Origin of the sequence: Pseudonocardia sulfidoxydans NBRC 16205 (genome assembly GCF_007989085.1) — a bacterium.
Taxonomy (GTDB): domain Bacteria; phylum Actinomycetota; class Actinomycetes; order Mycobacteriales; family Pseudonocardiaceae; genus Pseudonocardia; species Pseudonocardia sulfidoxydans.
Genome location: NZ_BJVJ01000041.1, coordinates 44,263 through 56,632 on the forward strand (window position 1 = coordinate 44,263; position 12,370 = coordinate 56,632).

The following is a 12,370-nucleotide window of genomic DNA, read 5'->3' on the forward strand; positions in this document are numbered from 1 at the left end:
GATAACCACGGGCACCCTAACAGTTAGGCAAGCGAAACTTAGTGCATGGATGAACTGTTGGTGGCGGCCGGGAAGGTCGCCACCGAGCGCGTCACCGAGACAACCACCTGGTCACCGGGGTGGAATGCCTTTCGGCCGGCAACGCGCACCACAATCGGCCTCGAAAGACCCGGCACCTCGACGCGAAGCAGCGCATCATGTCCAAAATAGGACAATGAGGCTACAACGCCCATTACTTGCGAATCCCTCGCGACGGCAGAGTCGTCGCGGGAAGGGGCGGTGACAACGATTTGTTCGGGACGGATCAGGACCTGGCAGTTCCCCTCGCCACCGTGGAAATGCCCTACCGGTAGGCGGCCCAGCGCGCAGTCGGCGTGCACGTCCTCGCGCTCCCGGAACACCGCGCCGTCGATGACCATCGCCTCACCCAGGAAACGGGCGAGATCGGCGTCCACCGGGTGCTCGTAGACCTCGCGGGGTTCGCCCGCTGCCACCACACGCCCCCCGCGCATCACCACCAGATGATCGGCCAGGGAGATCGCCTCAGCCTGGTCGTGGGTCACCAGGACTGCCGTGGACCCGAGCGTGCGAAGCAGTTCACGCACCTCCTCGCGCAGCCCCACCCGCAACTGCGCGTCCAGTGCGGAGAACGGCTCATCCAGCAGGACCAGCGCAGGCTCGGGCGCCAACGCCCTGGCCAGGGCGACCCGCTGCTGCTGGCCGCCGGACAGCTGATCCGGCCGCCGGCCGCCCAACCCCGCAAGACCCACGAGCTCCAGCAACTGCCCGACCCGTGCTCGTCGGTCCCGGCGGGGAGCCTCGACCAGGCCGAAGCCGATGTTCTGGGCCACCGTCAGGTGAGGGAACAAAGCTCCCTCCTGCGGCACGATGCCGATCCCCCGCTCGAAGGCCCGCACGAATCGGCCCGGCGACACCAGTTCACGGCCGCGCAACGTGACCGTCCCGGCGTCCGGGCGCTCGAAACCCGCGATGCACCGCAACAACGTCGTCTTGCCCGACCCCGACGGCCCCAACACGCTCACGAACGCGCCGCCCGGGACATCGAGATCGACCCCGTCCAGTGCCACGGTGGGAGACGCGACTCGTGCCGCAGGCGAATACACCTTACGAAGATCACGTACCGTCAGCACAACAGCCAACCCTAGCCTTCGGGGCCAGGGATCGACGCGGTCCAGAGCTGAGCCGCCCAGCTCGGCCCTCGAAGACCGACACAGGAAGAACTCGATGGGCTCGCTACGGTGCGCACCCCGGGCAACCGCCCTGCACGGCGACGGCGTCGACCAGCACGGCCGGGTCGAGCAGAGCGGCGACGCAGAGCGGCGCTGTCGTCCTTGCCCAGGACCAGCATCGGAGCATTGTCGGGCCCGGGACGTCCGCGCGTCAGACCTGCTGGATCTCCACGCAGTCCGCCGCGCAGGCGGCGTCGGCCGGTGCCGGGACCGTCGCGGGCCGGTGCAGGACCGCGCGCGTCACGGTCACGGCCAGCTCCTCGCCCTCGACGACGCCGGTGCCGTCGACGATCAGGGTGTGCCCGGCCGGGTCGGCCGGCGGCCAGACGACGGTGACCTCGGGCCGTGCTCCGGCGTTCGCGCGGGTCCGGCGGCCGAGGTCGCCCACCCGCAGGTGGTGCCCGTCCCAGACCGGGGACACGGCGGTGACGTGCGGGCGCGTGTCGTCACCGATCGTCAGCAGGTAGGCGAAGCGGAAACCGGCGAGGGTGCTGCCCAGCTCGTCGGTGGTCACGGCGATGCTCATCCCTGAGATGCTACGAGCCCGGCGGCGGTTCGACGTCGCGCGCAACCTGACTGCTGTGGAACGAGCTCCGGACAGCGGTGAGGTTGCGCGCGGGTGTCAGCAGAGCCGGGTCGGGTCCGTGACGTCGAGCGACGCCGCGAGCGTCGTCTCCCGGCTCGTCTTGTCCGAGTAGGACGAGATCGACCACACGAAGGGCCGGTTGCGGTAGATGAACACGACGAGGTCGACGGGCCGGTTGTCGGTGTCGGTGTAGCTCGTCAGGTACTCGTCGGCGCAGCCCTGGGTGTCCTGGCCGATCTTGTTCCACGGCGTCGTGAACTTGCGCTTGAGGGCCGCCAGGTACTCGTCGGGTGACGACGCCTTGTTCTTCATCAGCGACTGCGTGTACTGCGGCTGCGAGCAGATGATCGCCTCGACGTCGAGGTCGGTGAGGCCCGAGCCCTGGGTGCACTTCTTGTCGGGGTCGAGGATGATCTCCGACGCCGCGTAGGGGCTGGTGTAGCGCGCGGGCGCGGTCGTCGTGGTGCTGCTGGTCGTACTGGCGGTCGTCGACGTCGAGCTCGCCGTCGTCGTGGTGGTCCCGCCACCCCCGCCGCCGCCGTCACGGACCAGCGCCCACACGCCGACACCCGCACCGGCCAGGACGACGACCGCGGCGAGCGCGACCGCGATCCACTTGGCGCGCCCGGAGCCCTTGGGCTGCTGCGCGGTGTCGGCGAAGCCCTGCGGCCCGCTGCCCCACGGCGGTTGCCCGCCTCCGGCATGCGCGGCCGGCGCGGTCGGGCCCGCGTACACCGGGGCGCCGTGCCCGGCGTTCGCGACGACCGGGGGCACCGTCCCGCCGCCCGCGTACTGCGGCGCACCCGGTACAGGCCGGCCGGCCGTCGGCTGTGCGGCCGCCGCGGCTGACACCGCCCCGAGCGCGACGACGAGCTTCGGGTCGTCGAGCGTCGCGGGGGTGCGGCCCAGGACCGCCGCGAGCCGGCGCTGTACCAGCGGGATCAGCGAGGTGCCGCCCGTCAGGTAGAAGCCGGCGAGGTCGTCGGGGCCCTTCGCGCCGGCGTCGGCGAGGACCTTCGTCGTCAGCGCGACCGCCCGGTCGATGTCGGGCGCGATGATCCGCTCGAACTCCTCGACGGTGATCAGCAGCGACGCCGTGCCCTGCACCGTCCGCACCGCGATGTGCGCGGACGGGTACTCCGACAGCGCGTGCTTGGCCGCCCGGACCTGGTCGCGCAGGGTCAGCCAGCCGGCGACCTCGTCGGGCGACTCCAGGCGCTCCGCGATGTCGGTGCGGCCGCTGCGACGCAGCTCGGCGTCGACCCAGTCGAGCAGCCTGCGGTCGATGTGTTCGCCGCCCAGCTGGTCCTCGCCCGCCGACGCCGCGACCACGAACCCGCTCTGCTCGCCCGGCTCGGTGCGCAGCACGGCGACGTCGACGGTGCCGCCGCCGAAGTCGAACACCGCGACCCGGCGGCCCGCGGGCAGCCGCGTGGCCCGCAGGTACCAGCTGGCGGCGGCGACGGGTTCGGACAGCAGGCTCAACTGTGTCGGCATGACGAGCTGCGCAGCCTGCGCGAGCTGCTCACGCCGTCGCGACCCCCACGCCTCCGGGTGGGTGAGCACGACCTGGTCGGGCGGCGTGCCACCGGCCGTCGCCACGGCACGCGTCGCGACCTGCCGAAGCACGGCCGCGACCAGGTTGACGACGGGGACCTGCCGGTTGTCGAGGCGGACGGTGTCGTCGCCGATGCGGCGCTTGGGCGTGGCCTCGAACCGGGTCGGCGCCGACATCGCCCGCGACGCCGCCGGCTGTCCGACGACGATCTCGCGGCCCTCGACGAACACGCACGACGGCATCTGGTCGGCGTCGCTGGACAGGCGCACGGAGCGGATCTCGCCACCCGGCATGCGTACCGCGGCAACGGTGTTGGTCGTCCCGAAGTCGATCGACAGGATCCAGCCGGCGCTCATGAGAACTGCTCCACACGTGCGGTTGTCGGGGTGGTGGCCGGGACGCTCACTCCGCTGCCTCCACGTACACGATGACCTGTGCCGGCCGGATGATCGAGCCGCCGTCGGCCCAGCCGTACCGGACGACGTCGGCGACCGTCCCCACCTCGTCGGGCGATGCGGCCGGTGCGGTCCCGACCACCTCGCCGTGCTCGAGCAGGCTGCCCGGCGCCGGCACGACCGGGACGATCCCGGTGCGGCGCAGGACCTGTTCGAGGTGCCGTTGCTGTGCCTCGTCGGCAGCCAGGTCGTGTGCGCCGATGATGCCGTCGACGAGCGCGGCCTCCCGCGGCCCGGGCCGCGGCGGCGCGGCGACCGGCGCGGTCAGCGGGATCGGGCCCGTCCCGGGCTCCGGTCCGCGGGGTGCGCGGGCGGGTGGTGCCATGGGCGGCGGGCCGGCGGGCGCGTGCGCGCCGCGGGCGGGAGCGGAGAGGCGCCCGCCCAGGAACGCCAGCGCCGCGACGACCACGGCCCCCAGCGCGATCCACAGCCAGCCCGGACCGCCACCGGACTCGGCCGCCGTCGGCTCCGGCTCGCCACCGATCGTCGCGACCGGCGACCGCACGCCCGTGGGCTCCGCGGGCTGCTGGGGCAGCACTCCCCGCGACACCCCGGTCCCGGTCACCACCGGCGCCTGCGGGTCGCCCGCGAGCGGGCCCTCGGGCGGGAGCGTCTGCACGGTGAGCTGCGGGCGCTCCGGGGCGCCCGCGAGACGGCTGCCCTCCGGCGCGCCCTGCAACGGCACACCCTGCTGCGTCCGGGTGCTCGCCGTGGCCGGGGTGATCGGGTCCCCACCACCGCCGCACGCGGCGACGAGCCCGAGGGCCGCGGCGGCGACCAGCACCGCCACGGCCCCGCGGACCGGGTGAAGCGACTTCTGCACGCCGTCCTCCTACGCCCCGCCCGGTCCTGAGATCGACACCGTCACCGGAAGCATCGCCCACGGACGGGTGAACACCGCATCGAGCCCCTCTCCGGACGCGGCGGCCCCACCGGCCGCGACCGCACCGTCGGCGCCCCCCGGGCCGTCGGTGAGTGCGGCGGCCGGCTCGTCGCACGTGATCATCTCGTATCGGCTGTCGGCCCAGGCGTCCATGAACACCTCGATCGGGACCTCCTCGAGGTTGCCGTTCGGGTTGCCCGGGTCGGACAGCAGCACCACGCCGCGGTCGTAGTCGATGCCCGCCACGACGACGGCGTGGTCGAGCCTGTGGTCCTCGGCCTGCTCGCCGTACCAGACCTCGCCGCTGTCGATCGTGATGATGACGCCACGGCCGTCGGCCAGCGCCTGGTCCAGCGCCGCCAGGGCGTGGTCGCCGATCAGCTCGTGGGTCAGCTCCACCGGGATGCCGTATGCCTCCAGGAGCGTCACCGCGTTCTCCGACGTCATGCCGGGCACCCCGTCGCCGCCGACGGACCACAGCTGCAGCTGGTTCGCGGCCTGCACGACCTGCATCTCGTCGGTCATCGTCTCGCCCGTGTAGACCGAGATGATCTGCGCGACGCTCGACGGCATGCAGAAGCCGTTGACGGCCTGCTTGAACCAGACCTGCGAGAACTCCTCGGGGTCACCGACGACGCGGCCGTCCTCCACCGGCGGCGGCGTGTCCGCGGGCGACCCGTGGGCGCCGGCCGGGTCGAGCGCCGCCGCCACCCCGGGCAGCACCGCGTCGAGCTGCGCCTTCGTCACCGTCTCGTAGCGGTCGGCCAGGCCGTCACCGTCGTCGTCCCAGCCGATGGTGAACGTGCCGGCCGGGTCGCGGGTGATCGTCGCGTCCAGGTCGCCGTCCCCGTCGACGTCGACGGCGACCGCGTCGGGTGTGCCGTCGGCGTTCGTGTCGATCACCCGGCCGTCGACGCCGGGCGCGATCTGCACGAGCGGCTCGGTCGTGTCGGGGTGGCCGTCGACGATCCCTGAGCCGTCGGTCGGGAGGCCGGTGGTCTCGTAGGTGTCGGGGACGCCGGCGTCGTGGAACGTGGCGGGGTCGAACAGGTCGGTGCCGCCGCCGTCGTGCGTGGTGTCGATCGGGTCGTCGGACATCGCAGGTCTCGCTCTCGTGTCGGGTGGCCCGCGAACCGAGGCCGGGAGAAGAGGACTACGGGGATCAGACGTTGCGCCCGCCGCCGCCCGAGCCGCCGCGCGGGTCGAGGGCGTCGGCCAGCCCGGGGACGGCCCGGTCGAGCTGGGCGCGGGTCGCGGTCTCCTGGCGGTCGACCTGGCCGTCGCCGTCGTCGTCGTAGCCGATCACGAAGCCGCCGCTGCCGTCGGGGGCGACCATCGTGTCGAGCGTGCCGTCGCCGCTCATGTCGATCAGCACGGCGTCGAACCGGCCGTCCTCGTCGGGGTCGACGGCGACGGCCTGGATGCCGGGCGCGATCTGGAACGCCACCGCGTCGGTGACGCCGTTCTTGTCCGTGTCGAGCTCGCGCGGGTCGGACGGCGAACCCACGGCCCCGTCGGAGACGGTCGTGTTGTGGCCGCCGGTCGACGGGTCGAGCACGTCGGCCAGGCCGGGGACCGCGGCGTCGAGCTGCTCGCGGGTGATCGGCTCCTGCCGGTCGACCTTGCCGTCCTGGTTGTCGTCGTAGCCGATGACGAAGTCGCCCTTGCCGTCGGCCTTGATCATCGTGTCGATCTTGCCGTTGCCGTCGAGATCGATCATGACGACGTCGGGCGTGCCGTCCTCGTTCACGTCGACGATCAGGCCCTGCACACCGGGCGCGAGCTCCACCGCGACGGTGTCGTCGATGCCGTTGTCGTTCGTGTCGTAGACGACCGGCTGCCCGGACCCGCCGCCGCTGGTGTCGGACACGGTGCCGTTGTGGGCGCCGGTGCCGGACGGGTCGAGCACCTCGGCCAGGCCCGGGAACACGGAGTCGAGCTCGTCGCGGCCGACGGTGCGGGACTCGTCGGGCCGGCCGTCGCCGTCGGTGTCGACCGAGACGACGAACCCGCCCTTGCCGTCGGGCTGGATGGACGCGTCGTAGCTGCCGTTGCCGTCGATGTCGACGAGCACCACGTCGGGCGTGCCGTCCTCGTTCACGTCGACGATCGCGCCCTGCACGCCCGGGGCCAGCTCCACGATGACGGTGTCGTCGATGCCGTTGTCGTTGCGGTCGACGACCTGGTACCCGGAGCCGTAGCCCGAGTCGTAGCTGCTGTCGTCGTGGGTGGTGGTGTCCGCGTAGCCGGGGTCGGCGTAGTCGCTGCCCTGGTCGGACGCCGCAACGGTGGTGGTGTGGTCGTCGGTGAAGGTCGGGTCGCTCATCGCCGGCTCCGTCTCCTCGTGTCTGCGGGGGCCCGCCTTGCGCGGACAGTGATTGGAGACGGGGGCCCGCGAGTTTGTTCCGACGAGTTCCGAAGTTTTTCAGCCCAGCAGCGTGGCGAGCTCCTTCTGCTGGTCGCGCAGGGCCGTGAGCTGCAGTTGCAGTCCCGAGACGGTGATGCCGCGCTCGCGGGCGTCGGCGCGGTCGGCGGCCTGGGCCTCCTTGATGACGCGGTCCAGCGTCGCGATCCGGGCCGACAGCACCGCCCGGTAGGCGACGATGATCTCGGGCTTCACGTCGTTGACGAGGTCGTCGAGCGCCGCGGTCGTGGCCGCCCGCACCCGGACCACCTCCTCCGACGCCCAGTCCGCCAGCCGCCGCTGCGCCGACTGCCCCTGCCGGAACAGCGTCATCAGCGCGAGCGCGGAGATGCCACCGACGATCGCGATCGTCAACGGCAGCACCAGCGCCCCCGCCGCGGCGGCCGCGGCCCCGGCCGGGGCGGCGATGTGGAACGCCGTCGTGCCCGCCGAGTTGGAGATGAACAGCAGCGACGGGTCGAACAGCTTCCGCATCCCCGACGGCGCGGTGCGCCCCGCATCGACGGCGTCGACGACCGACTGCGCGCCGCTCGTCGGCAGCATCATCGCCGCCTCCTCGGGGCCGACCAGCTCCTGGACGACAGCCGTCACCGCGTCCCGGAAGTCGAGCGCCGCGGCACCGGCCATGGCGGCGAGGTCACCGCGCAGCTCGCTCGTCGCCTGCTCGGCGGCCGCCCGGCTGTAGGCCAGCCGCCGCTTCTCCAGCCGGTCACGCCACACGACGCGCAGCCGGTCGCTCTCCCGGCCCAGCGTCTCGACGGCCCGCCCGCGCGCGTGCCGCAGGTCGCGGTCCAGGTACAGCGACCACGTCCCCTGCCGCTCCCGCAGCTCGACGAGCTCCTCGCGTTCCCGGTCGGCCGCGCTCTCGGCGCCGGGCGTCTGCTTGACGGCCTCGATGGTCCGCTCGATCTCGTCGGCGATCTCGCCCAGCGCATGGTCGGCCGTCCGCAGCGCGTTGCGGACCGCGAGGCCCGACGCGTCGGCCAGGCCCTCCTTGATCGCCGCGACCAGGGCGGGGACGCCGGAGTACGCGTCGAGGTCGGCCGCCAGCGGGGGCGGTGACGTCGTCGCCTGCAGCGCCAGCTCCGCCGACACCGGCACCACCGGCGACGACGCGAACCGCGGCGCGTGCCGCTGCAGCAGGTCCCGGATCTCGCCGACCACCTGCTCGTGCGACGGGTACTTGTCGATCTTCGTGACGGCGATGACGACCCGCTCCACCGACCGCGACGCCTCGGTGAGGAACGCCAGCTCCGGCCCCGGCAGCGGTTGCCCGGCGTCGGTGACGAACACCAGCAGCGCCGCGTTGCGGCAGGCCTGCAGGGCGAGCTTGGCGTGCCCGCTGTCGAGCCCACCCGCACCGGGAGTGTCGACGATCGTCGCCCCCGGCAGCCGCCCGTGCCCCGACCGCATGCGCACACCCGCGACGTCGGGACCCTGCCCGCCGTCGGGCCGCGCACCCACGGCCACCCAGTCCCGCACCCGTCCCGACGGGACCGTACGGACCGTGCCGTCGACGAAGACGACGTTCGCCCCGCCCGGCGGCGGCAGCGCGGCCGAGTCCTTCCCCTCGGGCGTCGCGGCGGGGTCGTCGCAGTGCACCTCGACGAAGACCGCCGTCGTGATGTCGGCGCCCGTCGGCACGATCTCGCGCCGGCCGAGCAGGGCGTTGACCAGGGAGCTCTTGCCGCGCTTGGCCTCACCGACGACGGCCACGACCGGCGGGCCCGGCTTCGCGGCGAGCCGAGCCTCGAGGCGTTCGAGGAGGTCGGTGCGCTTGTGCTGGTTGAGCAGCTTGCGGGTCTCGCGCATCGCCCGGCCCTGGGCGGCGTCGAGCGGCAGCCCGGACCGGACGAGGCTCCCCCCGAGCAGCGACTTGCGGACGCGCGGCGTCGCCGCGGCGCCGGCCTTCTTCTCCTCGGCCTTCTCGTCGGCGTCCGGCTCTGCTGCCTGCGCCGGCGCGGCCTGCGGCGGCGCGGCGGGGGGTGCGGCCTGCGGTGGCGCGGCTGGGGGCGCGGCGTGCGGTGGTGCGGCTGGGGGTGCGGCGTGCGGTGGTACGGGCGGGCGGGGCGGCGGCGGGCCGGGTGGCAGTGGGCGGCCCGCGCCCGGTGCGGGTGGCGGTCCCGCAGGGCCGACCGGGACCGGCCGCGGGGCGTTCGGGCCGGGCGGCGGGACCGGACCACCCCGCCGCACGAACGGCTCGCGCGGGCCCCGCCCGTACGGGCCGGACGTCGGCTGCTGCCTGCGCTGCTCGGGGACCGCGTCGTCGGTGCCGGGCCTGTCGGACGACATCACGTCACTCCCGTCCTCGTCGTGCAGCCCCTCGCGCGGTCCGCCGGGTCGCGGTGGCCGCGCATAGGATTCGCCCATGGTGCCTCCTGCCGGGGCCGGCCCGACCGACCGGATGACGCGCACGGTCCTGGCACTGTGCGACGAGGCGCCCGCCCTGCTCGCCCCCGGCGCCCGCGCCGAACTGGCCGCACTGCGCGCGTCGGTCACCGAGCCGCTGCGCGTCGCCGTCGTCGGCCGGGTGTCCGCGGGTAAGTCGACGCTGGTCAACGCCCTGATCGGGCGCCGGGTGGCGCCGACGGCCGCGGGGGAGTGCACGCGCGTCGTCACCTGGTACCGGTTCGGTGCGCCCGACCGCGCCCAGCTCGTGCTGCGCGACGGCACCGTCCATCCGCTGCCGTTCGACGGTGCACTGCCCGAGACGCTGGCCGTCCCGGCGGAACGGATCGAACGCATCGAGGTGTTCCTGCAGTCCGGCGTGCTGCGGCACATGACGCTGATCGACACGCCCGGTCTGGGCTCGCTCGACCGCCCCGGCGACGAGGCCGTGCGCCGTGTCGCGATCGGTGAGGGCGCGACGGGGGAGACGCCGTCGGCACGCGCCGTGGAGCAGGCGAGCGCGCTGCTCTACCTGTTCCGCGACGTCGAGAAGCAGGACGACATCGACTTCATCCGCGCCCACCAGGCCGCGACGGGCCCGATGGGCTCCACCGCGGCGGGCGTCATCGGTGTGCTGTCGCACGCCGACCTGTTCGGGTCGGGGCCGTGGTCGCCGCGCGACCCGATGGTCGAGGCGCGGACCGTCGCCGACCGCATCGCGGGCGACCACCCGGCGCTGCTCACCGCGGTCGCGCCCGTCGCCGCGCTGCTGGCCCAGGCCGCGCGGACGGGGCTCGTCACCGAGACGAAGGCGCGCACGCTGGCCGCGCTGCAGCCCGTCGAGACCGCACGCCTGCAGATGCTGCCGCGCTTCGGCGTCCCCCAGGGTGTCGACGCCGCAGCGGCCGGCCGCGTCCTGCACGAGCTGGGGCCGTACGCGGTCAACTACGCGCGCGGCGTCGCCGGTGCCGGGGCCACCGCGTTGCAGAACTGGCTCCTGCACCGCAGCGGGCTCAGCCCCGTCGAGGAGCTGGTCGGCACCCGCTTCGTCCGCCGCTGCATACCGTTGACGGTGGAGCGGGTGCTGCGTGGGCTGCGCGGCCTCTCGCGCAGCATGCCCGCCTCCTACGAGGCGGGAGCCCGGCTGCGCGACCGGATCGAGCAGGTCGAGCTGCAGCCGGCGATGCACCGCATCGCGGAGCTGCGGGCCCTGCAGCTGCTGGCGGGCCGCTCGGGCGCCCTGGCCCGTGACCTCACCCACGAGCTCGACCTCATGATCGACAACGACGAGCCGTGGCGACGCCTCGGCGCCGCCCGTCCGATGTCCCCGCCGGAGCTGCGGGCGGAGCTCACCCGGCGCTGGGACCGGGCCCAGACCGCGACGACGACCGCCCGTGATCCCCGCGTCGGCGAGGCCGCACGCGTCCTGACCAGGTCGTACGCACTCGTCGGGGCCGATCTCTGACCTCTGCCGAGAATGTGACGTGGATCTCGGGAACATTCGGGACCCTGCGCGGCTCCAAGAACCGTGCACACCGCCGGAGAGGAGGGGCGACCATGAACACCGCTCGGTCATGCGTCCTGCAACAGCGTCTGCACGGCGCGGCGGGCCCGGTTCAGCCTGCTCTTCACGGTCTGGATCCCGACGCCCTGCGCCTCGGCGATCTCCGCGTACGACATGTCCGCGTACTCGCGCAGCACGAGCGCGGCGCGGAAGTCCGGCGGGATCAGCGCCAGCGCGGCGTCGAGGGCGTCGCGTTCGACGATCCCCAGCGCGAAGTCCGACCCGGCGTCGACGACCTCGGGGGCCTCCTCCACCGGCGCCTCCCGGCGGCGGGTCACCAGCTTGAGCGCGGCGTTGGCCGCGATCCGGTGCAGCCACGTCCCGAAACGGGCGTCGCCGCGGAACGTCGGCAGGTGACGCCACGCCGCGGTGAGCGCGTCCTGCAGCGCGTCCTCGGCGTCGTACTGGTGGCCGGTGATGCGCAGGCACACGGCCCAGGCGCGGTCACGGTGCGCGTCGACGAGCGTCGCGAACGCGCGGGTATCGCCCGCGCCGGCGCGGCGTACCAGCTCCAGCTCGGCGGCGCGTCCCGCGTCGCCCGGCCCGGTGTCCTCCGAGTGGAGGGGTGATCCCATGACCGAACTCCCGCTGGGTGCCGACGGATACCTGGACATGGACAGCGTGCCCGATGACGATCTCGACGAGGCGGAGACCGCCGACCTGTTCGTCGAGCCCGACCCGGTGCCCGACGCGGTGTGGAGCCGGATGTTGTCGACGGCCGTGACCGACACCGACGCCGACGTCGACGACCTCGTCCCGCCGCCCGCTGCGGGGGCCGGCTCGTTCGAGCCCGACAGCGACGACTCTGCGTACGACCCCGGGTACGACCCTGCGTACGACGACCCCGGGTACGGCTCCGGGGTGGCCGACGCCGGCGGCGCCGAGTCCCACGACTGGCACGACGATCACGTCGACACCGGTGACGACGGGGTCCACGACGACGCGCACGACACCGGCTGGCACGACGGCAGCTACTGACGCGGGGCGGGCCGGCGCAGCACGGCACAGCACCCGGCTCACGGTCCTGCGCCTCCCCCCGGCCCCGGCGACTGGGCCCCTTCCCCGTAGTCGCGCACCGGCCTGCCGGGGTTACACGGTTCGCGTCGTTCGTTCCCTGTGAGTGGCAATAGTCGCTGGAGCGACTATTGCCACTCACGACGTCGGGCCACTCACGACGTCGGGCCACTCACGACGTCGGGTCGCTCATGACGTCGGGTCGCTCATGACGTCGGGTCGCTCATGACGTCGGGTCGCTCATGAC

General features: G+C 73.6%; 10 protein-coding genes. 2 read left to right on the top strand and 8 right to left on the bottom strand.

Annotation, left to right across the window (positions count from 1 at the left end):
- Positions 1-38: 38 nt before the first annotated feature.
- From PSU4_RS19115 to PSU4_RS19145, 7 genes are all read right to left on the bottom strand, one after another.
- Positions 39-1,088 (bottom strand): ABC transporter ATP-binding protein, encoded by a 1,050-nt coding sequence (locus PSU4_RS19115; RefSeq protein WP_147110190.1) that lies wholly within the window; start codon positions 1,086-1,088, stop codon positions 39-41.
- Between the two features lie 313 nt (positions 1,089-1,401).
- The gene (locus PSU4_RS19120; protein WP_147110191.1) at positions 1,402-1,776 is read right to left on the bottom strand and encodes a pyridoxamine 5'-phosphate oxidase family protein; all 375 of its coding nucleotides are present in this window, start codon (positions 1,774-1,776) and stop codon (positions 1,402-1,404) included.
- A 96-nt stretch (positions 1,777-1,872) separates the two neighbouring features.
- The gene (locus PSU4_RS19125) at positions 1,873-3,750 is read right to left on the bottom strand and encodes an Hsp70 family protein (RefSeq protein ID WP_147110193.1); all 1,878 of its coding nucleotides are present in this window, start codon (positions 3,748-3,750) and stop codon (positions 1,873-1,875) included.
- 46 nt (positions 3,751-3,796) lie between these two features.
- Positions 3,797-4,672 (bottom strand): nucleotide exchange factor GrpE, encoded by an 876-nt coding sequence (locus tag PSU4_RS19130; RefSeq protein ID WP_147110195.1) that lies wholly within the window; start codon positions 4,670-4,672, stop codon positions 3,797-3,799.
- Between the two features lie 9 nt (positions 4,673-4,681).
- Positions 4,682-5,830, bottom strand: a complete 1,149-nt coding sequence (locus PSU4_RS19135; RefSeq protein ID WP_147110197.1) for a C39 family peptidase — start codon at positions 5,828-5,830, stop codon at positions 4,682-4,684.
- A gap of 64 nt (positions 5,831-5,894) precedes the next feature.
- Positions 5,895-7,058, bottom strand: coding sequence for a hypothetical protein (locus tag PSU4_RS19140; protein ID WP_147110199.1), 1,164 nt, complete (start codon positions 7,056-7,058; stop codon positions 5,895-5,897).
- Positions 7,059-7,157: 99 nt separating this feature from the next.
- On the bottom strand, positions 7,158-9,527 hold the full coding sequence (locus tag PSU4_RS19145; protein ID WP_147110200.1) for a dynamin family protein: 2,370 nt from the start codon (positions 9,525-9,527) through the stop codon (positions 7,158-7,160).
- Between PSU4_RS19145 and PSU4_RS19150 the strand changes: the two genes are divergently transcribed.
- Positions 9,526-11,010 (top strand): dynamin family protein, encoded by a 1,485-nt coding sequence (locus PSU4_RS19150; RefSeq protein WP_147110202.1) that lies wholly within the window; start codon positions 9,526-9,528, stop codon positions 11,008-11,010. The two genes, PSU4_RS19145 and PSU4_RS19150, sit on opposite strands and share 2 nt — an antisense overlap.
- Positions 11,011-11,117: 107 nt before the next feature.
- Here PSU4_RS19150 and PSU4_RS19155 read toward each other — a convergent pair whose 3' ends face one another.
- On the bottom strand, positions 11,118-11,684 hold the full coding sequence (locus PSU4_RS19155; protein ID WP_147110203.1) for an RNA polymerase sigma factor: 567 nt from the start codon (positions 11,682-11,684) through the stop codon (positions 11,118-11,120).
- Here PSU4_RS19155 and PSU4_RS19160 point away from each other — a divergent pair.
- Positions 11,683-12,087, top strand: coding sequence for a hypothetical protein (locus PSU4_RS19160; protein ID WP_147110205.1), 405 nt, complete (start codon positions 11,683-11,685; stop codon positions 12,085-12,087). The two genes, PSU4_RS19155 and PSU4_RS19160, sit on opposite strands and share 2 nt — an antisense overlap.
- Positions 12,088-12,370 lie beyond the last annotated feature (283 nt).

Excerpts from the sequence above, each read along its gene's own strand:
- PSU4_RS19120 (WP_147110191.1), bottom strand. The coding sequence starts at position 1,776 with ATGAGCATCGCCGTGACCACCGACGAGCTGGGCAGCACCCTCGCCGGT.
- PSU4_RS19125 (WP_147110193.1), bottom strand. The coding sequence starts at position 3,750 with ATGAGCGCCGGCTGGATCCTGTCGATCGACTTCGGGACGACCAACACC.
- PSU4_RS19135 (WP_147110197.1), bottom strand. The coding sequence starts at position 5,830 with ATGTCCGACGACCCGATCGACACCACGCACGACGGCGGCGGCACCGAC.
- PSU4_RS19140 (WP_147110199.1), bottom strand. The coding sequence starts at position 7,058 with ATGAGCGACCCGACCTTCACCGACGACCACACCACCACCGTTGCGGCG.
- PSU4_RS19150 (WP_147110202.1), top strand. The coding sequence starts at position 9,526 with ATGGTGCCTCCTGCCGGGGCCGGCCCGACCGACCGGATGACGCGCACG.
- PSU4_RS19145 (WP_147110200.1), bottom strand. The coding sequence starts at position 9,527 with ATGGGCGAATCCTATGCGCGGCCACCGCGACCCGGCGGACCGCGCGAG.
- PSU4_RS19160 (WP_147110205.1), top strand. The coding sequence starts at position 11,683 with ATGACCGAACTCCCGCTGGGTGCCGACGGATACCTGGACATGGACAGC.
- PSU4_RS19155 (WP_147110203.1), bottom strand. The coding sequence starts at position 11,684 with ATGGGATCACCCCTCCACTCGGAGGACACCGGGCCGGGCGACGCGGGA.